Annotated in this window: 15 protein-coding genes; 7 read left to right on the top strand and 8 right to left on the bottom strand. The window is 72.5% G+C overall.

All coding sequences use genetic code 11. The annotated features are described in order from the left end of the window. Positions 1-59 precede the first annotated feature (59 nt). From AMK10_RS17840 to AMK10_RS17820, 5 genes are all read right to left on the bottom strand, one after another. Positions 60-1004 (bottom strand): S66 peptidase family protein, encoded by a 945-nt coding sequence (locus tag AMK10_RS17840; RefSeq protein ID WP_073748777.1) that lies wholly within the window; start codon positions 1002-1004, stop codon positions 60-62. Then, positions 1001-3001, bottom strand: a complete 2001-nt coding sequence (locus AMK10_RS17835; RefSeq protein ID WP_073748776.1) for a S9 family peptidase — start codon at positions 2999-3001, stop codon at positions 1001-1003. Before AMK10_RS17835 ends, AMK10_RS17840 begins: the two co-directional genes overlap by 4 nt. 70 nt (positions 3002-3071) lie before the next feature. After that, positions 3072-4415: a M20/M25/M40 family metallo-hydrolase gene (locus AMK10_RS17830; RefSeq protein ID WP_073748775.1), complete on the bottom strand. Its 1344-nt coding sequence runs from the start codon at positions 4413-4415 to the stop codon at positions 3072-3074. Beyond that, a complete protein-coding gene (locus tag AMK10_RS17825; protein ID WP_073748774.1) occupies positions 4408-5241 on the bottom strand; it encodes a M55 family metallopeptidase in 834 nt (277 codons plus the stop codon). Before AMK10_RS17825 ends, AMK10_RS17830 begins: the two co-directional genes overlap by 8 nt. Positions 5242-5422: 181 nt before the next feature. After that, a complete protein-coding gene (locus tag AMK10_RS17820) occupies positions 5423-6424 on the bottom strand; it encodes an aldo/keto reductase (RefSeq protein ID WP_073748773.1) in 1002 nt (333 codons plus the stop codon). A 124-nt stretch (positions 6425-6548) separates the two neighbouring features. On the opposite strand from AMK10_RS17820, the gene AMK10_RS17815 reads away from it, so the two are divergent. After that, entirely contained in the window at positions 6549-7451 is a 903-nt protein-coding gene (locus AMK10_RS17815) for a LysR family transcriptional regulator (protein WP_073748772.1), read from the top strand. A gap of 130 nt (positions 7452-7581) precedes the next feature. Here AMK10_RS17815 and AMK10_RS17810 read toward each other — a convergent pair whose 3' ends face one another. Then, positions 7582-8601, bottom strand: coding sequence for a chitinase (locus AMK10_RS17810; RefSeq protein ID WP_073748771.1), 1020 nt, complete (start codon positions 8599-8601; stop codon positions 7582-7584). A gap of 293 nt (positions 8602-8894) precedes the next feature. On the opposite strand from AMK10_RS17810, the gene AMK10_RS17805 reads away from it, so the two are divergent. From AMK10_RS17805 to AMK10_RS17795, 3 genes are read left to right on the top strand one after another with little or no spacing between them, the layout of a single operon-like run. Next, on the top strand, positions 8895-9335 hold the full coding sequence (locus AMK10_RS17805; RefSeq protein ID WP_073748770.1) for a hypothetical protein: 441 nt from the start codon (positions 8895-8897) through the stop codon (positions 9333-9335). Further along, a complete protein-coding gene (locus tag AMK10_RS17800; protein WP_073748769.1) occupies positions 9335-11587 on the top strand; it encodes a bifunctional polysaccharide deacetylase/glycosyltransferase family 2 protein in 2253 nt (750 codons plus the stop codon). The genes AMK10_RS17805 and AMK10_RS17800 overlap by 1 nt, the downstream gene beginning before the upstream one ends. Next, positions 11587-12663, top strand: coding sequence for an acyltransferase family protein (locus AMK10_RS17795; protein ID WP_073748768.1), 1077 nt, complete (start codon positions 11587-11589; stop codon positions 12661-12663). The genes AMK10_RS17800 and AMK10_RS17795 overlap by 1 nt, the downstream gene beginning before the upstream one ends. 50 nt (positions 12664-12713) lie before the next feature. On the opposite strand, the gene AMK10_RS17790 is transcribed toward AMK10_RS17795, so the two are convergent. Together AMK10_RS17790 and AMK10_RS17785 are read right to left on the bottom strand one after the other, a co-directional pair. Beyond that, on the bottom strand, positions 12714-15161 hold the full coding sequence (locus AMK10_RS17790) for an MFS transporter (protein ID WP_073748767.1): 2448 nt from the start codon (positions 15159-15161) through the stop codon (positions 12714-12716). 200 nt (positions 15162-15361) lie between these two features. Then, the gene (locus AMK10_RS17785) at positions 15362-15805 is read right to left on the bottom strand and encodes an SRPBCC family protein (protein WP_073748766.1); all 444 of its coding nucleotides are present in this window, start codon (positions 15803-15805) and stop codon (positions 15362-15364) included. Between the two features lie 148 nt (positions 15806-15953). Here AMK10_RS17785 and AMK10_RS17780 point away from each other — a divergent pair, with 148 nt between their 5' ends. From AMK10_RS17780 to AMK10_RS38505, 3 genes are all read left to right on the top strand, one after another. Next, a complete protein-coding gene (locus tag AMK10_RS17780; protein WP_073748765.1) occupies positions 15954-16985 on the top strand; it encodes an Rv2578c family radical SAM protein in 1032 nt (343 codons plus the stop codon). A gap of 126 nt (positions 16986-17111) precedes the next feature. Next, a complete protein-coding gene (locus AMK10_RS17775) occupies positions 17112-18704 on the top strand; it encodes an alpha/beta hydrolase (protein ID WP_073748764.1) in 1593 nt (530 codons plus the stop codon). Between the two features lie 434 nt (positions 18705-19138). Further along, positions 19139-21130, top strand: coding sequence for a hypothetical protein (locus AMK10_RS38505; RefSeq protein ID WP_073748763.1), 1992 nt, complete (start codon positions 19139-19141; stop codon positions 21128-21130). The last annotated feature ends 5 nt before the right edge of the window (positions 21131-21135 follow it).

Genomic DNA, 21135 nt, shown 5'->3' with positions numbered 1-21135 from the left:
GTCAACGCACGGGAGGCGGGTTTCCCCGGGGATTCGGACCTGTGCCCGGGTCCGTCGGTTCAGACGAGCGCGGGGACTTGGACGGCGAGGGTGCAACGGCCGCCGTCCGCCGGGGCGTTCAGCACCGCCGGCACACCGAGCGGGACGGTCAGCGCCGTGGGGCCGTGACCGAAGCCCAGCTCCTCGACCACCGGGACCCCGAGTCCGCCGAGCCGGTCGGCGAGCACGGCCCGCACCTTCCCGTACGGCCCGCAGCCCTCCCAGGAGCCGCACACCACCCCGGATATGCCGTCCAGGGCGCCGATGCGCAGCAGCCTGGTCAGGTACCCGTCGAGGCGGTACGGGTCCTCCCCCACGTCCTCGATCACCAGCAGCCCGCCCGGGGCCGAACTCCTGGCCCCGGGGGTGCCCGCGTCGGCGGCGAGCAGGCTCACGCAGCCGCCGTACGTGATCCCCCGGGCGGTGCCGGGAACCAGCGCGGCCGCCGTGCCGAGGCCGAGGCTCGGCACGGACTCGGGTTCGAACAGGGTGGAGCGCATGGCCTGCCGGGTCGCCTCGTCCTCCAGGAAGACCTCGGTGGCAATCATCGGGCCGTGGAGGGTCGAGAACCCGGCCCGCAGGGCGAACGCCTCGTGCAGCACGGTGATGTCGCTGTATCCGACGAACACCTTGGGCCCGGCCGCCCTGAGCGCGGACCAGTCCAGGAGGTCGACCATGCGGTGGGCGCCGTATCCTCCCCTGGCGCACAGGACGGCGTTCACGGACGGGTCGCACCACGCCTCCTGGAGGTCCTGGGCGCGGTGCTCGTCCGTACCGGCGAGGTGGTCCAGCTCGGGGTGGGTGTCCAGGGCGTGGGGCGCCGCCACCGCGTCGAGGCCCCAGCCGCGCAGCAGTTCGAGGCCGCGTTCCATGCGTTCGGGAGGCACGGGACCGCTGGGTGAGACCACCACGACCCTGGAGCCCGGACGCAGCCGGGTGGCACGGGCGAGGGGTTCCAGGGTCACCGCTTCAGCTCCAGTCCGGGGACATCGGGGCGGTCGAAACCGAACGTCTGCGCGTACAGGGAGAGTTCCGCCTCCAGTGCGCGCCGCACGGTCCCGGCTCTGCGGAAGCCGTGGCCCTCCCCCTCGAAGGCGAGGTAGGCGTGCGGCACCCCGCGGCCCTCGACGGCGGCCAGGAAGCGCTCGCACTGGACCGGCGGGCAGATCGGGTCGTCGAGCCCCTGGAGCAACAGGAAGGGCGCGGTGAGCGAGGCCGTGTGGTGGACGGGCGAGCGCTCCCGGTAGCGCTCGGGCACCTCGGCGTACGGGCCCACGAGCGATTCCAGGTACTGCGATTCGAAGTCGTGCGTCTCGCCGGTCGCCCAGCCCTCCAGGTCGAGGATCGGATAGCTGATCGCCCCGCAGGCGTAGACGTCGGTCCGGGTGAGCGAGGCCGCGGTGGTCCAGCCCCCGGCGCTGCCGCCCCGGATCGCCAGCCGGGCGCGGTCCGCCGTGCCCTCGTCGGCGAGTGCACGGGCGACGGCCGCGCAGTCCTCGACGTCGACGACGCCCCACTGCTCGCGGAGCCGTTCGCGGTAGGCGCGGCCGTAGCCGGTGGAGCCGCCGTAGTTGACCTCGGCGACCCCGATGCCCCGGGAGGTGAAGTAGGCGATCTCCAGGTCGAGTACGAGCGGGGCGCGCCCGGTGGGGCCACCGTGCGCCCAGATCACGTACGGGGGGAGTTCGCCGTCGGGTCCGGTGCGGTCGGGGTGGCGCGGGGGATGCACGTGGGCGTGGATCTCGCGCCCCTCGGGGCCGGTGAAGACGCGGACGCGCGGCTCCGAGCAGTACGCGGGATCGACCACGTCCTCGTGGGGTGCGCCGATGGTCCGGGCGTGCCCCGTGGCGGTGTCCAGTTCCACCACCTCGTACGACGTGCTGGGACTCGCGGCGATGCCGACGACCCTGGTGTCCTGCACGGCGAGGGTCTCGGCCCAGGCGGTCCAGGGGCCCACGGCGTCGACGAGTTCGCCGGTCTCCGGGTCGAGCACGCCGAGCCGATTGGTGCCCCGGCCGTGGATGACGGCGATCAGTCCGTTGTCCAGGAGGTGGAACCAGCGCAGTCCGATCTTCCACAGCGGCCCGCCGAACTCCTCGCTCCGGCCGGCGCAGAGACGGCTGCTGGGCACGACCGCTCCCGCGACGGCGTCGGGGCGCAGCCGCTGGAGCTCCCACCAGCCGCCGACGTCCGACACGAAGAGCAGCGTGCCGTCCCGGTCCCACTCCACCTGGACGACCGATTCGTCGATGTCGCCGACCAGGGGCCTGGTTCCGGTGAAGGTGCCCTCCTCGGTGACATCGGCCATCATCGCGACGGTGCCGTCCCACGGCATCCGCGGATGGTCCCAGGCGATCCAGGCGACCCTGGAGCCGTCGTACGACAGCTTGGGTCCGGTGACGAACCGGTGGCGGTCGTCGCTGAGTTCGCGCACGGCGCTCCGGTCGCCGGCAGCCGATCCGTCCAGCGGGACGGCGGCGATCACACGTCGCACATCGGTGGGTGACTCCCCGGTGAACTCCTCCAGGACGCACCACACTTCGCCGCGTTCCGGGTGCAACTGCGGTTCCACCCAGCGCAGTCCGCCTCCGACGTCCGACACAGGGGTCAGCGGCCACGGCTCGTCGGGCCCGTCCGGCACGTAGGCGTACAGCCGCTGGTCGGGGAAGTGGACGAACACGACGAGCGGGCCGCCCTCCTCGCGCGCCACGCCCGCCCACGGCACCCCGCCGTACTCCATGACCCGGCTGCGGGGGTTCCACGGTTCGGGGAGCACGGACCGGGTGGTGCCGTCGGCCCTTCGGCGTACGAGGGCGCGGCGGCCTCCCTCGGCCGGGCGGGGTTCCGTCCACCACACCTCGTCGCCGACGGTGCCGACGAACTCCGGCCGGCCGTCGTGCGAGGCGGCGAGCGCCGCGTCGATCGGTGAAGGCCATGTGCCGTACGCCGCTGTGGACGCCATGGTCGGTTCCCCCTCTTCGCTCTCTGCGGTCGGCCCGGTTCGGTGCGTGGGCCGTGGCGGGTGGTTCTTCTCAGGCGGTGCGCAGGAAGTGGTCCAGGACCCGGACGCCGAAGTGCAGGGCGTCGACCGGGACGCGTTCGTCGACACCGTGGAACAGCGCCTGGTAGTCGAAGCCGAAGGGCAGCTTCAGCGGGGAGTAGCCGTAGCCGGTGATGCCGAGCCGGGAGAACTGCTTGGCGTCCGTGCCGCCCGACATGCAGTAGGGGACGACGCGGGCGTCCGGGTCGAACAGCTCGATGGCCGCCCGCATCTTCGCGTACGTCGGGGAGTCGACCGGGGCCTGGAGGGGGACCTCGCGGTGCTGGAACTCCCAGTCGACCCCGGGGCCGGTCAGCCGGTCCATCGTCGTGCGGAACTCGTCCTCGCCGCCGGGCACCATGCGTCCGTCGATCTGGGCGGTGGCGCGGCCCGGGATCACGTTGACCTTGTAACCGGCGTCCAGCATCGTCGGGTTGCTGCTGTTGCGGACGGTCGGCTCGACCAGCGCGGCGGCCGGTCCGAGCTTGCCGAGGAGTTCGTCCACGTCGAAGCCGGGGGCGTCGGGATCGATCCGGATGTGGTGGAGGGCGGCGATCTCGATGAGGGCGGCGCGCACGGTCGGGGTCAGCCGCACCGGCCATTCGTACGCGCCGATCCTGGCGACGGCGGCGGCCAGGGCGCTGACGGCGTTGGCCTTGTTGACCTTGGAGCCGTGACCCGCCTTGCCCTCGGCGGTCAGCTTCAGCCAGCCGGTGCCCCGCTCGCCTGCGGCGATGGGGTAGAGCGGCATGCCGAGGCCCGCGTGGAAGGTGAAGGCGCCGGACTCGCTGATGCCCTCGGTGCAGCCCTCGAAGAGCTCGGGGTGCTGGTCCGCGAGGAAGCCCGCGCCGTCGTGCGCGCTCGCCTCCTCGTCGGCCGTATAGGCGATGACGATGTCACGGCGCGGGCGTACGCCGGCGCGGGCCCAGGCCCGGACGACGGCGAGCACCATCGCGTCCATGTTCTTCATGTCGATGGCGCCGCGGCCCCACACGACGCCGTCGCGCACCTCTCCGGAGAAGGGGTGCACGGTCCAGTCGGCGGCCTCGGCGGGCACCACGTCGAGATGGCCGTGGACGAGGAGGGCGTCGGCGGACGGGTCGGTGCCCCGGATCCGGGCGACGACGTTCGTCCGCCCCGGTGTGCGTTCCAGGAGGGCGGGCTCCAGCCCGGCGTCGGCCAGCCGCTCGGCGACGTACTCGGCGGCGGGGCGCTCCCGGCAGCTGCCGTCGCCCCGGTTGGTGGTGTCGATGCGGATCAGCTCGGAGGTGAACGTCACCGACTCCCCGAGCGCCGTCGCGTCGACCGGACCGGTCGGGTTGCCCGCCTCAGCCATACTGCTCCTCCACGGCGGCCGACACGATCGTCGTCACCGCCTTGAACGTGCGGATACCTTCGTACATCGTCCCGCTGGTGTAGGCGACACGCCGTTCGCCGCTCGGCGCCACGCCGGGGACCACGGTCGCGGACGCCGCCAGATGCTCGGCGTCGAACTCCAGCTCCACGGTGTAGGAGCCGCCCGTCACCGGTGCGTGGCGGCCGGCGAGCGAGATCGCCTCGGCGGCGGCCTTCCTGATGTCGGCGGCGGTACGGGCCGGGGTGCGGCACACGGCCGCGTAGCGCGAGACGTAGTCCTTCACCGCCACCGTACGGGCGCGGGGGGCGTAGCCGGCGGCGTCCACGCAGGTCAGGTCGTCGCCGGTGACGAGGACGACGGGAACCCCGTACTCCGCGGCGACGTGGGCGTTGAGCAGGCCCTCGCTGGCGCGGACGCCGTTCAGCCAGACGCCGGTGATGGAGTTGGCCAGGTAGGTGTGCGCGAGCACGCCCTCCGTGCCCGCGCCGGTGTGATAGCCGACGAAGGCGACGGCGTCGACGTCGCCGTGCTGGATGCCCTCGACCATGGAGAGGGACTTGTGCTTGCCGGTGAGCATCTGCACGCGCTCGTCGAGCCGCTCCAGGAGCAGGTTGCGCATGCTCCAGTGGGCCTCGTTGACGAGCACCTCGTCGGCGCCGCCGTCGTAGAAACCGAGCGCGGCGGCGTTCACGTCGGAGGTGAACAGCGCACGGCACCGCTCCCACTGCGGGGTCCCGGGCAGCACATCACCCGGCCAGGTCACTCCGGTGGCGCCCTCCATGTCGGCGCTGACGAGGATCTTCACGGTGCGCGGTCCTGTCACTGGTCGGTACGGTCCCCCGCCCGCCGCGCGGGAAGAGGATCTTCGTGCCGCCTCACGGTACGCGCCGGGACAGTGCCGGGCCAGAGCCTTCGTGATCTGTCACTGGTCCAGTCCGGTGAAGCCGTCCGCCGCACGGCGGACGGCTCCCGGAGCGGGGCCTCGGTCAGGCGCGGGCGGTTCCCTTGACCAGCTCGTCGATCCGGGCGAGCTCGTCCGCGCCGAACTCCAGGTTCCCGATGGCCGCGACGCTGTTCTCCAGCTGGGCGACGCTGCTCGCGCCGACGACGGCGGAGGTGACCCGGCCGCCGCGCAGCACCCAGGCGAGTGCCATCTGCGCCAGGGACTGTCCGCGCTCCCGCGCCAGTTCGTTCAGCTCGCCCAGCCGGGTCACCAGGTCCGGGGTGACCGCCTCGGCCGACAGGAACGGGCTGGCGCCGGCCGCGCGCGAACCCTCGGGGATCCCGTTCAGATAGCGGTCGGAGAGGATGCCCTGTTCCAGCGGGGAGTAGGCGATGGAGCCGGTGCCGAGCTCGTCCAGGGCGTCCAGCAGCCCGTCCTCGACCCAGCGGTCCAGCATGGAGTAGCGCGGCTGGTGGATGAGGAGCGGGGTGCCCAGCTCGTCGAGGATGCGGGCGGCCTCGCGGGTCTGCTCGGCGGAGTAGTTGGAGACCCCGGCGTAGAGGGCCTTGCCCTGGCGCACCGCGGTGTCGAGGGCGCCCATCGTCTCTTCGAGCGGGGTGTCGGGGTCGAAGCGGTGCGAGTAGAAGATGTCGACGTAGTCGAGGCCGAGCCGGGTGAGGCTCTGGTCGAGCGAGGAGCGCAGGCTCTTGCGGGAACCCCACTCGCCGTACGGGCCCTCCCACATGTGGTAGCCCGCCTTGGTGGAGATGACGATCTCGTCCCTGAGACCGGCGAAGTCCGTCTTCAGGGCGCGGCCCATGGCGATCTCGGCGGAGCCGGGGGGCGGGCCGTAGTTGTTGGCGAGGTCGAAGTGGGTGATGCCCAGGTCGAAGGCCCTGCGCAGGATCTCGCCCTGGCTCTCGGGGGTCCGGTCGCCTCCGAAGTTGTGCCAGAGGCCGAGGGACAGCGCGGGGAGCAGCAGACCGCTGCGCCCGGTGCGCCGGTAGGGCATGGCGGTGTAGCGGTCGGCGGACGGCAGATACATACGAGCACTCCACGAGGACACGGGCCTGCGCGCCGGATCCGGTGCGCGCTCCCAGACTGGCGGAGAACGATCCAGCGGTCCAACAGGAGATTCCGCTCGGATTCATCGCTTAGATTGCTCAATCATGGAATTGCGTCAGCTGGAGCACTTCGTCGCCGTCGCCGAGGAGCAGCACTTCACCCGTGCGGCCGAGCGCCTCGCCGTCTCGCAGTCCGGGCTGTCCGCGTCCGTCCGGGCCCTGGAGCAGGAGCTCAGGACACCGCTGTTCAGCCGTACGACGCGCACGGTCCGGCTCACCGAGGCGGGCCAGGCCCTGCTGGTCGAGGCGGAGCGCACGCTGGCGGGAGCCAGGGCGGCGCGCGATGCCGTCGACGCCGTACGGGGGCTGCTGCGCGGGACGCTGACGCTGGGGGTGGAGCAGTGCGTGGCCGGGGTCAGCCCGGCGCGGCTGCTCGCGGCCTTCCACCGGGAGCATCCGCACATGGAGATCCGGCTCCGGCAGGAGGGCACGTCCAGCCTGCTGGAGGGGGTGGCGGGCGGTCGGCTCGACCTCGCGTTCGCCGCCACGGTCAGCCCGCCGGAGTGGCGGGGCGAACTCGTGCCGCTGGCGCGGGAGCCGATGGTCGTCCTGTGCGAGCCCGGCCACCGCCTGGCCGTGGAGGGGAAGCCGGTGGCGTGGGGCGGGCTCCAGGGCGAGTCGTTCATCGACTTCCACCCGGACTGGGGGCCGAGGCGGGCGGCGGACGAGGCGTGCGCCGCGGCGGGGGCCCGCCGCACGGTGGCGCTGGAGGTCAGCGACGTGCACAGCCTGCTGGAACTGGTCCACGAGGGGCTCGGGATCGCGGTGGTGCCGCACCACTTCGCCCGTAAGCCGGAGGCGCGGGGACTGGTGACGGTGGAGCTCGAAGGCGCGCATCTGCCGGTGTACGAGAGCGTCGTGGTGCTCCCTCCGGCCAGGGCCATGAGCCCGGGAGCGAAGGCGCTGATGACACTGGTCCGGGAGAACCCTCTGCGCTGGGAACGCTGAAGGCGCGGGAAGCACTGAAGGCACGGGGGCACGGAAGAACAGAGGCAGGGGGGCGCCGCCGTGAGGGAGGCCGGCGACGACCGGCACCCGGGGTCGCCGGTACCGCTCGCCCCGGCGGCGCCCGGTCCGCTCAGCCGCTCAGGGCCTCGGCGAACGCCCCCGCCTCCTGGTCGACTCCACTGCACGTGTCCGAGGCCGTCGTGGTGTCCTCGTCCGCGCCGCACTCCTGGTCGCGGAAGGAGGCCCACAGGGAGAGCGCGCCGACGCCCTGCCGGGTGGCGAACGTCCGCAGGGACGCCGCGTCGTCGAGGGTGAACGTCTCCCCCGCGACGTCGTTCACCCCGATCATCACGGTGATGTGCAGTGCCTGCCAGGCCTCGTCCTCGCCAAGTCCGAGCACGTCCACGAGCTGGTCGTGGGCGGCCTCCGCGGCCGTCTCCGCGTAGTCGCCCATGTCGCCGGTGTCGGACGTGCTGTAGTTCATCGCCATGATGTTGACCGCCGAGATGTCGACACCCTGGTCCACGGCGTCCTCCAGGACGGCGGTCCCGCTGTCCTCCAGCCCGTCGGGCATGACCGGCAGGGTGTAGGTGACGTCGAGGTCGCGCTCCTTCTGGAGGAGGGCCAGCGCCTCGTTGCGGCGGGTGACGGACGCGGTGTCGGTGAGCGCGTCGCCCTCGATGTCGAAGTCGGCCTTGGTGGCGCCGACCGCGTCGAGCACCTCGCCGTAGGCGTCGGCCAGTTCCTCCGCGCTGTCGCAGGCGAGCGCCGCCTCGGTGCCGGCGGCCCCGCCGAAGGAGACGCGGAGGTCGGCCCCGGTGCCGGTGAGCGCCTCGGCCCGGGCGGCGACCGCGTCGCTGCCGGACGCGACGGTGCCGCCCCAGAGCGGGGTGCAGGCCGAGGCGTCGGAGGTGACGAAGGCCAGGTTGTACGTGTCGGGCGACCCCGCGTCGTCGGTGTCGGCCGCGGTGGTGGCGCTGACGTACGGGGTGTAGGCGGTCTTCGCCGCCGCGCCGGTCGGCGGGGGCGGTGCGGAGCCGTACGCCTGGTTCGTCTGATCGGCGACGCCGCCCGTGGAGCAGGCCGAGCAGGCGAGGCCGAGGGCGATCAGCCCGGCGAGGGCCGAGGAGACCCGTGTGCGCCTTTGCATGACGTATGTGCACCTGCTCTCGGTGAGGCGTCCGGGGCGGCAGCCGGTGCTGCCGGGACCCCTCGAACCTCTCACATCGGGAGCCCTTCCGAAGACACAGTCAACTCATGGAAAGGACCGGTCAGCGGACGCCACTTTCCGTCAACTCCCTTGCTTCAAAAGGCTCGAGGAGCGCTGCCGAGGCACACCGAACCGGGCGCACTCTCAGCGGTCCTACAGGTTCGCGGCCGTTTCACAGCCTGCGGCCAGGAAAGCTCCAGACTTCGCACATCAAGCTTCGCGACCATGCGCACATGCAATCCGACCCCGTCATCGAGAAAGACCCGGCGCCGCGCGGCCGACGCCGGGCACACGCCGGCCCGGCCCGCTCGGCGGAGCGGCGCCGCGCGACCGTACAGCCCCAGGAGGGGCCCGTGTTCGTGGACAGTTCCGGGCGCCGGGCCAAGCTGCTGCGCCGCGCGGGCATGCTGCTGGGCCTCGTCTGCGTCGGTTACGCCGCCGTGCTGGGGCTCGCCTTCATGGGCGGCATCTCCCTGACCCCCTCCCAGCTGCTCCCCTTCGACGGCGGCCCGGCCGCCGAGGCCGGCCCCGGCGGCCGGACGCAGCCCGGGTACGGCATGCCGCCGGGTGGCACCGCTCCCCCGAGTGGCGCGCCGAGCGGAATACCGTCGCCGCCCGCGTCCGGCGGGGCGACGCCGTCCGCGGGGGCGACGGCATCCGGCGGGGCGAACTGATGGCCGCTGCCCGCCGCCGGCACGCCACGCCCGGCGTGATCGGCCGCTTCGGACGCCAGGCCGTCCCGAAGCCCCGCGTGATCATGGCCCTGCTGCTGTTGCTGGCGCTCGTCAGCGTGATGCTGCTGGACGGCTATCTGCGCGCCGAGGTCGGCAACGACCAGCGGGTGCGCTCGAACGCCTCCGCGGACTCGGTGCCCGACGACGTCCTGGAGGGCGGGCCGCTGCTGAGCTTCCCCGGAGGCACCGCGCGCACCCAGTCGGTCCCGGACAAGACGATCGTGCTGACCTTCGACGACGGTCCGGACCCCGAGTGGAGCGACCAGGTCCTGGACATCCTCGACGAGAACGACGTCCCGGGCACCTTCTTCCTGGTCGGCTCGATGATCTCGCGCTATCCGGACGTCGTACGCAGGATGGTTGACGAGGGCAACGAGGTGGGGGTCCACACCTTCACCCATGTCGACCTCTCCTATCAGAGCGAGGCCCGCGTCAAGCGGGAGATCGCCCAGACGCAGCTGGCCCTGGCGGGCGCCGCGGGCATCACGACGACGCTGTTCCGCGCGCCCTACTCCTCGAAGACCGACGCGATCGACGACTACAGCTGGCCCGTCTACGAGCGCCTCGGCGCGATGGGCTACACCAGCGTGTTCATCGACACCGACAGCGAGGACTGGCAGCGGCCGGGCGTCGACAAGATCGTCAAGTGGGCCACGCCCGAGGACGGCGAGGGCGCGTCGGTGCTCTTCCACGACGCGGGCGGCGACCGCTCGGAGACGCTCGCCGCGCTGCCGAAGTACATCAAGAAGATGAAGGCGAAGGGCTACACCTTCACCACCGTCAGCGGCGCACAGCAGCAGGACAGCGCCTCCGCCGGGCAGGAGGGCGGGGCCCAGGCGGGCAGCGCGCCGGCCGGCGGCCCCGCCGGGGCGGCCGCCTCGCAGGGCAACGCGGAACAGGCCGCCCACCACCGGGCGGACACCGCTTCCAGGTGGGAGGGCCGCGCCCTGCTCGCCGCGGTCGCCGTCGCGGAGTGGACGGTGCCCGGCCTGGCGGCCGTGCTGGCCGTCGTCGGGGTGGCCGTGCTCGGCCGCTTCGGCATGATGCTGCTGCTCGCCCGGCGTCACCACCGGCAACGCAACAGACGCAGGTTCACCTGGGGACCGGAGGTGACCGGTCCCGTGAGTGTGATCGTGCCCGCGTACAACGAGAAGGAGTGCATCGCCAGTACGCTCAACTCCCTTGCCGCCAGCACCCATCCGATCGAGATCGTGGTCGTCGACGACGGCTCGACCGACGGCACGGCGGAGATAGCCGAGGCGCTGGGGCTGCCCAACGTCCGGGTGATCCGGCAGGAGAACGCGGGCAAGTCGGCCGCCCTCAACAACGGTGTGCGGCAGGCCCGTTACGACATCGTCGTGATGATGGACGGGGACACCGTCTTCGAACCCGACACGGTGCGGCAGCTCGTGCAGCCGTTCGCCGACCCGGGGATCGGTGCCGTCGCGGGCAACGCCAAGGTGGGCAACCGGTCCACGATGATCGGCGCCTGGCAGCACATCGAGTACGTGATGGGCTTCAACCTGGACCGCAGGATGTACGACCTGCTCGGCTGCATGCCCACCATCCCCGGGGCCATCGGCGCCTTCCGCCGCCAGGCGGTCCTGGAGGTCGGCGGGATGAGCGAGGACACACTGGCGGAGGACACCGACATCACCATCGCCCTGCACCGCGCGGGCTGGCGGGTCGTGTACGCCGAGCACGCCCGCGCCTGGACCGAGGCACCGGCCTCCCTGGGGCAGTTGTGGCGTCAGCGCTACCGGTGGAGCTACGGCACCATGCAGGCGCTGTGGAAGCACCGCCGGTCCGTCACCGACCGGGGACCCTCCGGGCGCTTCGGCCGGGTCGGGATGCCGCTGGTCGTCCTCTTCCAGATCGTCACCCCGGTCTTCGCGCCGCTCATCGACGTCTTCACGGTCTACGCGATGATCTTCGTGGACTTCCGCGCCTCGCTGCTCGCCTGGCTGGCGGTCCTGGCCGTGCAGCTGTTCTGCGCGGCGTACGCCTTCCGGCTCGACCGGGAGAAGTACAGGTATCTGCTGATGCTGCCCCTCCAGCAGCTCGCCTACCGGCAGTTGATGTACCTCGTGCTGATCCACTCCTGCGTCACCGCCGCGACCGGGGGCCGGCTGCGCTGGCAGAAGCTGAAACGCACCGGCGAAGTGGGCACGCCCGGCGTGGGGGCCTCGTAGTGGGGGGCGCGCACCGCAGGACGGCGCTCGCGCCGTCCCCCACGGCCGCCCCCGCGGGCACCGGCCGCGACCGGTCCTTCGATGTGCTGCGGGCCGTAGCGCTCGTCCGGGTGGTGACCTACCACACCTTCGAGTGGCCCTGGCTGGGGTTCGTCTTCCCCTCCATGGGCGTGATGTTCGCGCTCGCCGGTTCGCTCATGGCGCGCTCGCTGGAGCGGCCGGCGATGGGGGTGCTGCGCAGCCGGCTCCGCAGGCTGCTGGTCCCGGTGTGGCTCTTCGGTCTGCTGCTCGGTGTCGCGATGCTGCTGCACGGCTGGGTGCCGGGGCCCGACGTCCTGTACTGGGTGCTGCCGATCGGTGATCCGCCGGGCAACGCGTGGGGCGAGCAGGCCTGGGCGGTGCTCTGGTACCTGCGCGCGTACCTGTGGTTCGTGCTGCTCTCGCCGCTGCTGCTGCGTCTGTTCCGGCTCGCGCCGCTGCCGGTGCTCGCGCTCTCGCTGGTGCCCGTCGTGGTGCTGGAGACGGTGACCGGCGTGCCGGACGGGCGGCTGGGCAGCACGATCGGCGACGGTTCGGTGTTCCTGTTCTGCTGGCTGCTGGGCTTCGCGCACCGCGACGGGGTCCTCGACCGGCTGCGCGGTGCGGGAACCCTCGCCGCCGCCGCGCCGCTGATGGCGGTGGGTGCCTGGTGGGCGGCGGGCCATCCGGTGGACGGCACGGTCGACCTGGACGACATCCCGCTCGCCCAGGCGCTGTGGTCGGCGGGCTTCGTGCTGCTCCTGCTGCGCTTCAGGCCACGCTTCGACGGGCTCGCCCGCCACCGGGTGGCCGACCGGGTCGTCACGGTGTTCAACGCCCGCGCGGTGACGGTCTATCTGTGGCACGAGGTGGCGCTGATGGCCGCCGTGCCGCTGATCGACCTGATGTGGGAGGTTCCGGCGATGGAGCGCCATCTGCCGCTGGACAGCCCGTGGTGGCAGTTCGGCGTCGCGTGGGTGCTGATCGCCGCCGCCGTGGTGTGCTTCGGCTGGGTCGAAGACGTCGCGGCGAGGCGGCGGCCCCGGTTGCTGCCGTGAGGACGGCGGGTGTGCGGCCTGCCGCACACCCGCCGCACGGGCCGGGACGCTCAGTCCTCGTGCCCCAGCTGGAGGTCCCGCTCGGTCCGCCCGCCGCCCGGGAGCTGGAGCACGGTGGCGACCGGCGGATAGCCGGCGGCGATCACCGTGTACTCACCGGTCGACAGGTCCACGAACCGGAACGCCCCGTCGGGTCCGGTCCGCAGGGTGTCGACCACGTTGCCCGCCGCGTCCAGCAGGGTGACCCTGGCGTCCTCGACGGCCCGCCCGCCGGGGGCGCGCACGATCCCCCGCAGCACCGCGCCGCCCGCCAGCTCGATGTCCTGCCGGGTCTCCCGGGCCGCCTGCACGCTCACCGGGAGGGCGGCGGGCCGGAAAGCGGGGGCGCTGGCCGCCAGGGTGTACTCGCCCGCCACCAGTTCGCTGATGACATAGGCGCCCTCGCGCCCGGTGCGGGTGCTCGCGACGACCTCGCCCCGTACGTCGGTGAGCGTGACGGCCGCGTCGCGGACGGGGGCGCCGTCGGGCGTCAGGACCGCGCCCGCGAGCCGCCCGGCCCCGCCCAGCACCACGTCGAGCTCGACCGGCCGGTCGCCCACCGTGACGCTGACGGCCTGCGGCTGGTGCCCGCCCGCCGCCGCGATCAGCACGTAGGAACCCGCACCCGGCGCGCTCAGCGCGTACCGCCCGTCGTCCCCGCTGGCGCTCCGTCCGACCTGCTGCCCCTGGACGTCGATGAGCGTGAGGGCCGCGCGGCCCACCGTCGTGCCGTCGGGGTGCTGGACGCCTCCGCGCACCGGTACCCCGGAGAGCGTGCCGGGCCGGGGCGGGCCGGGGTCGGTGCGGGCCGCGGGGATCGTGGAGGGCGTCACGGCCGGGTCGGCGGCCGTCTGCGGGGTGTGGTGGGACACCAGCGGTTTCTCCTTGAGGAAGAAGGCGAGGAACAGGCCGAGCAGGAGCACCGGCACCAGGTAGAGGAAGATCCGCGGCATCGCGTCGGCGTACGCCTGGATGTACGCGTCCCGCAGCGCGGGCTCCATGGCGTGGACCAGCTGCGGGGTGATCGATTCCGCGTCGGGCAGGTCGGCGCCCGCCGGGAGCCGCACCCCGAGCGCGTCGCTCAGCCGCCCGGCGAAGAGGGTGCCGAAGATCGCGGCGCCGACGCTCCCGCCGATCTGCCGGAAGTAGTTGTGGGCGCTGGTGGCGGTGCCGAGGTCACAGGCGCGTACGGAGTTCTGGACGGCCAGCACCAGGATCGACATGACGAGACCGATCCCGATGCCCAGGACGGCCTGCCAGACGCCGTACTCCAGCGCCGAGGTACCGGTGTCCAGGAGGGAGAGCAGCCACATGCCGACGACGGAGACGGCCCCGCCGACGATCGGATAGACGCGGTAGCGGCCGGTGCGCGAGACCAGCTGTCCGGAGACGACGGAGGCGATGACGATGCCGCCCATCATGGGCAGCATCAGCAGCCCCGACTCGGTGGCGGACACGCCCTCGACCATCTGGAGATAGGTCGGCAGATAGCTGGCGGCCCCGAAGAGCGCGACCCCGACGACCGCGCCGACCAGCGAGGTGACGTTGAAGACCGAGTCGCGGAACAGCCGCAGCGGGATGAGGGGTTCGGCGGCCCGGTGCTCGACGACGAGGAAGAGCAGGGTCGTTCCGGCGGCACCGGCGGCGAGTCCCAGGATGGTCCGCGAGCCCCAGGCGTACTCCGTACCGCCCCAGCTGGTGAGCAGCACCAGACAGGTGGAGGCGACGGCGAGCAGCAGGGCGCCCAGCACGTCGAGGCGGGGGCGGACCGCGGGCTTGGGCAGCTTCAGTACGAGCGCGATGACGGCGAGGGTGACGATGCCGAACGGCACGTTGATGTAGAAGCACCAGCGCCAGGAGGCGTGGTCGGTGAAGAAGCCGCCGAGGAGGGGACCCGCGACGGACGCGAGGCCGAAGACCGCGCCGATGAGGCCCATGTAGCGCCCGCGCTCCCTGGACGGGACGATGTCGGCGATGATCGCCTGGACGCCGATCATGAGTCCGCCGCCGCCGATGCCCTGGACGGCGCGGAAGGCGATGAGTTCGTCCATGGTGCGCGACCAGCCGGCGAGGGCCGAGCCGATGACGAAGACGATGATCGCGAACTGGAAGACGCCCTTGCGGCCGAAGAGGTCGCCGAGCTTGCCGTAGAGCGGCAGCCCGATCGTTGAGGCGAGCAGATAGGCGGTGACCGCCCAGGACATCTTGTCCAGGCCGTGCAGCTCGCCGACGATCTTCGGCAGGGCGGTGGCGACGATCATCTGGTCGAGCGCCGCGAGCAGCAGGGTGAGCATGAGCCCGAGGAAGACCAGCCGGATCCGGCGCGGGCTGATCGCTTCGGGCGGCACGGCGTCGCCGGCACCGGAGGGCGGTGGGGGCGGAGCGGGTTCCGGCCCGGTCGCGGGAGGCCCGTACTCGGTGCCTCCCGGCTCGTCCTTCACCAGAGTGATCCCACCCATGTGACGCTCCCCTCGTCGCAGCTGCGCCGCCCATTTCTCGCATCAGGCGGCAAGGCGGGGCAAACGCGACCGGGCGCGCGCACGGCGCACGTCGAGGGCTTATGCGCCGGTGGGAGGCACTACGGCGCACAACCGGCCACCCCGGAAAACCACCCGTTCCGGTGAGGCCGGCCGTGACGCCAACAGCGGGAGGAGCAGGCCTACTTCTCGACCTCGGCGGCGAGGTTCTGGAGGAGTTCGTCGTAGATCCGGCCGAGTCCCTTGGGCGCGAAGGTCTTCTCGAAGAAGCCCCCGATGCCGCCGGCGCCGTTCCAGACGGTCGAGACGACGGCCTTGGACCTGCCCTCACCGGCCGGGGTGACGGTCCAGGTGGTGACCATCGTGGAGTTGCGGTCCTTCTCGATCAGCTGACCGTCGGTCGGCTCGGTGACGTCGAGCAGGCAGTCGCGGACCCGCTTGCTGGTGGCCTGGAGCTTCCAGTGGACGAGGGTGCCCTCACCGTCTCCGCCCTCGCGCACCTCGTACTCGCTGAAGTGCCCGGTCAGCACCTTGCCCCGGACCTCCTTGTAGTCGGCCAGCGCATCGAACACCGTCTCTGCGTCCGCCGCGATGATCCGCTCTGTCGTGGCCTCGACCTGCGCCATGCCTGTTCCTCCAGCACTCGGTTGTTCGGGGTGCTGCTGAGCCAACCACCTCGGGTACGGCCCCTCAAAATCGGGGCCGGCGTTCCGCCGGACACGATCAAGGGAACACATGTTCTATTCTCTGCGGAGTGCTACCAAGGAGGCGTCCATGCGCTGGGACAATCTGGCAGAGAACACCGCAAAGGCGGGTAACGGAGCGCTCTTCGCCGCGGACGCGGTCACCACGCGCACGTTCGACACCCCGGAATTCAGGGGGATCACCTTCCACGAGATCCGGGCACGCTCGATCGTGAACCGGGTGCCGGGAGCCTCCCGCATGCCGTTCGAATGGACCGTGAATCCGTACCGCGGCTGTTCGCACGCCTGCGTCTACTGCTTCGCGCGCAAGACCCACAGCTATCTGGACCTGGACACCGGCCTCGGCTTCGACTCCCAGATCGTCGTCAAGGTCAACGCCGCCGAGCTGCTGGGCCGCCACCTGGCCTCCCGGCAGTGGCACGGCCAGCACATCGCGATGGGCACGAACGTGGACTGCTACCAGCGCGCCGAAGGCCGCTACCGGCTGATGCCCGGCATCATCTCGGCCCTGCGCGACCACGCCAACCCCTTCTCCATCCTCACGAAGGGAACCCTGATCCTGCGGGACCTGGATCTGCTGCGGCAGGCCGCGGAGGTCACCGAGGTCGGCGTGTCCGTCTCGGTCGGATTCACCGACCGCGAGCTCTGGCGGACGGTCGAGCCGGGCACCCCGTCCCCCGAGCGCCGCCTGGACGTCGTACGCGCCATGGCGGACAGCGGGATCGGCTGCGGGGTCCTGATGGCGCCGGTCATCCCCTTCCTCGGCGACCACCCCGACCAGCTGCGCGCCACGGTCCGCGCCATCGCCGCCGCCGGAGCGACCTCGGTGACGCCGCTCGTCCTGCATCTGCGGCCGGGCGCCCGTGAGTGGTTCATGCGGTGGCTCGCACACCACCACCCGCACCTGGTGCACCGGTACGAGGAGATGTACGCGGACGGGGCCTACGCGCCCACCTGGTACCAGCGCGGCATCACCCGCCGGGTGCACGAGCTGGCGGCCGAGTTCGGAATCGGCCCGGCCGACCGGGGCGGCGTCCGCCGCGTCCCGCCCAGGGCTCCGGAGCCGCTCGTGGAGGGCCCCACCCAGCTGAGCCTGCTCTGACCGCACCCGTCCTGCCATTCGAACGGGTCAACTCTCGGCGGAACGTGTCCTTCCGTGTCCGATTCCGGGGAGCATCCCGCGGGGGCTGTGCCATCCACAGCCGTGTTCCCCACCACGGGAGACCATATGACGAAACGTGCAGGAATCCTGGTCGCCGTCGGCGCCACGGTCGCGGGCCTGGTGACCGCCGCGCCGTCCACCGCGTCCACCGCGTCCACCGGACCGGGGGCCGGCGCCCCGCGCGCCGCCGCACCGCTCAAGTGGACGGGCTGCGGCACGAAGTCCTATCCGGCCCTGCAGTGCTCGAAGGTCCGCGCCCCGCTGGACCATGACAACCCGTCGGGCCAACAGATCACCCTCGCCCTCTCCCGCATCCCGCACAAGGGCAGGACCTCGCAGGGCCCGCTGCTGGTCAACCCCGGCGGCCCCGGCGGCAGCGGGCTCTCGATGGCGGGCTTCGTGGCCGCCTCGCTCCCCGCGAAGGTCGCCGCCCAGTACGACGTGATCGGGTTCGACCCGCGCGGGGTCGGGAAGAGCAGGCCCGCCCTGGACTGCGTACCGAAGTACTTCACGCCGGTGCGCCCCGACTCCGTCCCGGACAGCTACGGCGCGGAGAAGACCGCGCGGAACAGGGCCGCCTCCTTCGCCGCCGCGTGCGGTGAGAAGCACGGCGAACTGCTGCCGTACATGGACACCGCCAGCGCCGCGAAGGACCTCGACGTCATCCGCGAGGCGCTCGGCGCGCGGCAGCTCAACTACTTCGGCTACTCCTACGGCACCTATCTGGGCGCGGTCTACGCCAAGCTGTTCCCCGAGCGCGTGCGCCGCCTGGTGCTGGACTCGATCGTCGACCCGGACGGCGTCTGGTACGAGGACAACCTCGGCCAGGACCTCGCGTTCGACGCCCGCCACAAGGCGTTCGCCGCCTGGGTGGCGAAGAACGACGCCACGTACGGGCTCGGCAGCGACCCGGCGGAGGTCGAAGCGGCGTGGTACCGGATGCGGGACTCCGTGAAGCAGCACCCCGCAGGCGGCAAGGTCGGCCCGTCCGAGCTGGAGGACATCTTCATGCCGGGCGGCTACTACAACGGCTACTGGCCGCGCCTGGCGGAGACGTTCGCCGCGTACGTGAAGGACGAGGACGAGGACGCGCTCGTCACGGCGTACGAGGACTTCGCCGCGGTCGACAAGAGCGGTGACAACGGGTACTCCGTCTACACGGCCGTGCAGTGCCGCGACGCCGGCTGGCCCCGGACGTGGACCAGCTGGCGCAACGACACCTGGCAGGCGCACCGCAAGGCGCCCTTCATGTCCTGGAACAACACCTGGTACAACGCCCCGTGCGCCACCTGGCCGGTGGAGCCGCTGGAGCCGGTGCGGGTCGGCAACGACGCGATCCCGCCCGCGCTGCTCTTCCAGGCGACCGACGACGCGGCCACCCCGTACGAGGGCGGCGTCACGATGAACCGCAAGCTCGAGGGCTCCTCCCTGGTCGTCGAGCAGGGCGGCGGCAACCACGGCATCACGCTGAGCGGCAACGCTTGCCTGGACGCGTATCTGGCGGACTACCTCACCGACGGCACCCTCCCGCGCGGCGAGGGCAGCGGCGCGGACGCGGTCTGCGACGCCCTGCCGGAGCCGAAGCCCGCCCCCGCCACGAAGGCGGGCGCGAACACGAAGGGAAACACGCTGCACGGGCTGCTCGGCTTCCGGGGCTGACGGGGGCTGATGAGCGGCTGATGAGCGGCTGAGAAATGCCGGGCCCCACGCCGGGGGCGTACACGAGGATGGACCGCGTGACCACGCATCCCGATCCCGCGTACGCCCCCCGCGTGCGTGTACGCGCCATGACGCTCGACGACTGCGCGGCCGTGGCGGAGATCCGGGTGTGACGGTGCGAGCCCTGGCGGACGGTTTCGCGAGCATCACGCTGTGGGTGCTCAAGGACAACGCCCGGGCCCGCCGCTTCTACGAGCGCGCCGGCTTTTGGCCGGACGGTGCGGAGGAAACCTTCGAGGCCGGCGGTGCGACGGTCCCGGAGGTCAGGTACGTACGCGGTCCGACGCGTCGACCGAGCGGTTCGCCCTCGGCACACGGTGCGTGCACGGGTCCGGCCACGACGGCAGCCGCCCGCCCCACGTAGGGTCAACCGCATGTGGGGGGAACGGGACACGGTCGACTGGGCCGCGCTGAGACACAACTACGGATCCGCGGAGGACGTGCCCGGCCTGCTGCGCCGGTGCGCGGGCCCGGATCCGCAGGACGCGGAGCAGGCTGCCGACGACCTGCTCAACAACCTCTTCCATCAGGGTGGCTGGATCTGCTCCGCTGCCACGGCCGCGCTACCGTATCTGCTGCGCCTGGCCGCAACGCCGGACGTGCCGAGCCGTCGCACGTTGCTCGGCATCGTGTCGAGGCTGGTGTCGGAGGCCGGGCTGGTCGCCGAGCAACGGCTGGATCCCGGCTGGCCCGCGGCATGGGAGCGCGCGCTGCCGGAGGTACTCGCCCTGCTCGACGCGGCGGACCCGGCGGTGCGGCGGGACGCGGCCGACGTGATCGGTTCCTGCCGGAGTCCCGGTGAGCTGACGCTGCCCGCACTGCTCCGCCGCTGGGAGGTGGAGGACGATGCGGCCGCGCGTCTCGACCTGGTCCTCGCACTCGGACGCGCGGCGCTGCGGGAGCCGTCGGGCGGACACGGTGCCGAGGCCCGTGCACTGCTCCGCGGGCTGCTCGACGCCCCCGAGGCGCAGACGCGTCTGGCGGCGGTGCACGCCATCGCCCCTGCCGAGCCCGGCCTTCCGGCACAGCGGATCGGCCTCCTGCTGGAAGCGGTACGCGGCCCGGGCGTCGAGCTGTGGCAGCACACCAGCACGGTGGAGTCCGGTGTCCAGGGTGTGCACCACTGGACGGCCGCCCTGCTCACCGGTCCCTCCCCGACGTTCACCCTCGGCCTCCTGGACGACCACCCCGACGTCGAACAGCGCGTCGGCGGGCTGGCCCGTGCGGGCGGCCTGCTGGCCCGGTGGTGCTCACCGGCCACCGCGCTCCTTCCGCGCCTGGCCGCCCGGCTGGACGACCCCGCCGCCGAGGTCCGCTTCCGGGCGGCCGAACTGCTGGCCTGCCTCGGGCCGGTGGCATCGCCGTACGCCGATGACGTCGCCGCGCTGCTCGGCGACACCGGTGTCCGGGACACACGACGACGGGAGACCGTCGCCGAGGCCGCCGTGTGGGCACTCGCCCGGATGAACGACCCCCGCTGCCTGCCCGGGCTGATCGAAGCGGGAGCCCGGCCACGGTCCGGTTTCGCGTCGAACTCCGCCCACTACCCGTCCGCCGACTGGCATTACCCGGTTCTCCCCGCGCTCCATGAGGTCGTCGGCCACCTCCCCGACCACGCCGAGCCGCTCCTCCCGATGGTCCTCGGCCGGCTCGACGCCGCCGCGGAGGCCCACGTACTCAGTTCGTACTGCAACGTGCTCGCGGACTGGGGCCCCGCGGCGGAGCCGGCGGTTCCGCAACTGCTCGCCCTGCTGGAGGACGACCGGGCCTGGACGGCGGCGGCGACGGCACTGGCCGGGATCGGAACCCCGGGCCGGGGGGCACGGGAACTCCTGTCGGCCCGTTCGCGGCCCGGCGACGCACACGCGGAACTCGCGGCCTGGGCCTGCTGGAAGGTCGGTGGGGAACCCGGCCCGGTCCTCGAGGCGCTGGACCGGACCCTCACCGCGGACGGTTTCCCCCGGCCCGCCCTGCGCATACTCGCCGACCTGGGCGCGCACGCCGCACGCTACGCGGACCCGCTGCGGACGATGGCGGCGGACACCGGGATCTGGCCCCGTGTCGAAGCGGCGCACGCCCTGTGGGCGGTGACCGGTGACACCGAGAACACCGTCCCGGCGCTGACGACCGCCGTGCGAGGGCTGGCCGAGGGTACCTCCCGGCCGGTCATGCTCCCCGCCGTGCGCCACCTGGCCCGGATCGGCCCAGCCGCCCGGCCCGCCGCCCAGCTCCTGCGCGAGGTGCCGGCGCGTGACCAGCGGCTCGGCAGCAGCGGCGGCTGGCGGGGCTTCCTGGGGGACGAATCCATCCGCGCCGCGGTCGAGGAGCTGCTGGCCGCGTGCGACGTGGAGGCGGTCGCACCCTGAGGGCC

The sequence above is a fragment of the Streptomyces sp. CB02058 genome, assembly GCF_001905505.1.
Lineage (GTDB): Bacteria > Actinomycetota > Actinomycetes > Streptomycetales > Streptomycetaceae > Streptomyces.
The sequence above is the reverse complement of the archived record's forward strand: the minus strand, read 5'-3'. Positions and strand labels throughout refer to the sequence as shown.

Coding starts and splice junctions, on each gene's coding strand:
- AMK10_RS17835 (WP_073748776.1), bottom strand. CDS start 3,001: ATGGCGTCCACAGCGGCGTACGGCACATGGCCTTCACCGATCGACGCG.
- AMK10_RS17830 (WP_073748775.1), bottom strand. CDS start 4,415: ATGGCTGAGGCGGGCAACCCGACCGGTCCGGTCGACGCGACGGCGCTC.
- AMK10_RS17820 (WP_073748773.1), bottom strand. CDS start 6,424: ATGTATCTGCCGTCCGCCGACCGCTACACCGCCATGCCCTACCGGCGC.
- AMK10_RS17815 (WP_073748772.1), top strand. CDS start 6,549: ATGGAATTGCGTCAGCTGGAGCACTTCGTCGCCGTCGCCGAGGAGCAG.
- AMK10_RS17810 (WP_073748771.1), bottom strand. CDS start 8,601: ATGCAAAGGCGCACACGGGTCTCCTCGGCCCTCGCCGGGCTGATCGCC.
- AMK10_RS17805 (WP_073748770.1), top strand. CDS start 8,895: ATGCAATCCGACCCCGTCATCGAGAAAGACCCGGCGCCGCGCGGCCGA.
- AMK10_RS17800 (WP_073748769.1), top strand. CDS start 9,335: ATGGCCGCTGCCCGCCGCCGGCACGCCACGCCCGGCGTGATCGGCCGC.
- AMK10_RS17790 (WP_073748767.1), bottom strand. CDS start 15,161: ATGGGTGGGATCACTCTGGTGAAGGACGAGCCGGGAGGCACCGAGTAC.
- AMK10_RS17785 (WP_073748766.1), bottom strand. CDS start 15,805: ATGGCGCAGGTCGAGGCCACGACAGAGCGGATCATCGCGGCGGACGCA.
- AMK10_RS17780 (WP_073748765.1), top strand. CDS start 15,954: ATGCGCTGGGACAATCTGGCAGAGAACACCGCAAAGGCGGGTAACGGA.
- AMK10_RS17775 (WP_073748764.1), top strand. CDS start 17,112: ATGACGAAACGTGCAGGAATCCTGGTCGCCGTCGGCGCCACGGTCGCG.
- AMK10_RS38505 (WP_073748763.1), top strand. CDS start 19,139: ATGTGGGGGGAACGGGACACGGTCGACTGGGCCGCGCTGAGACACAAC.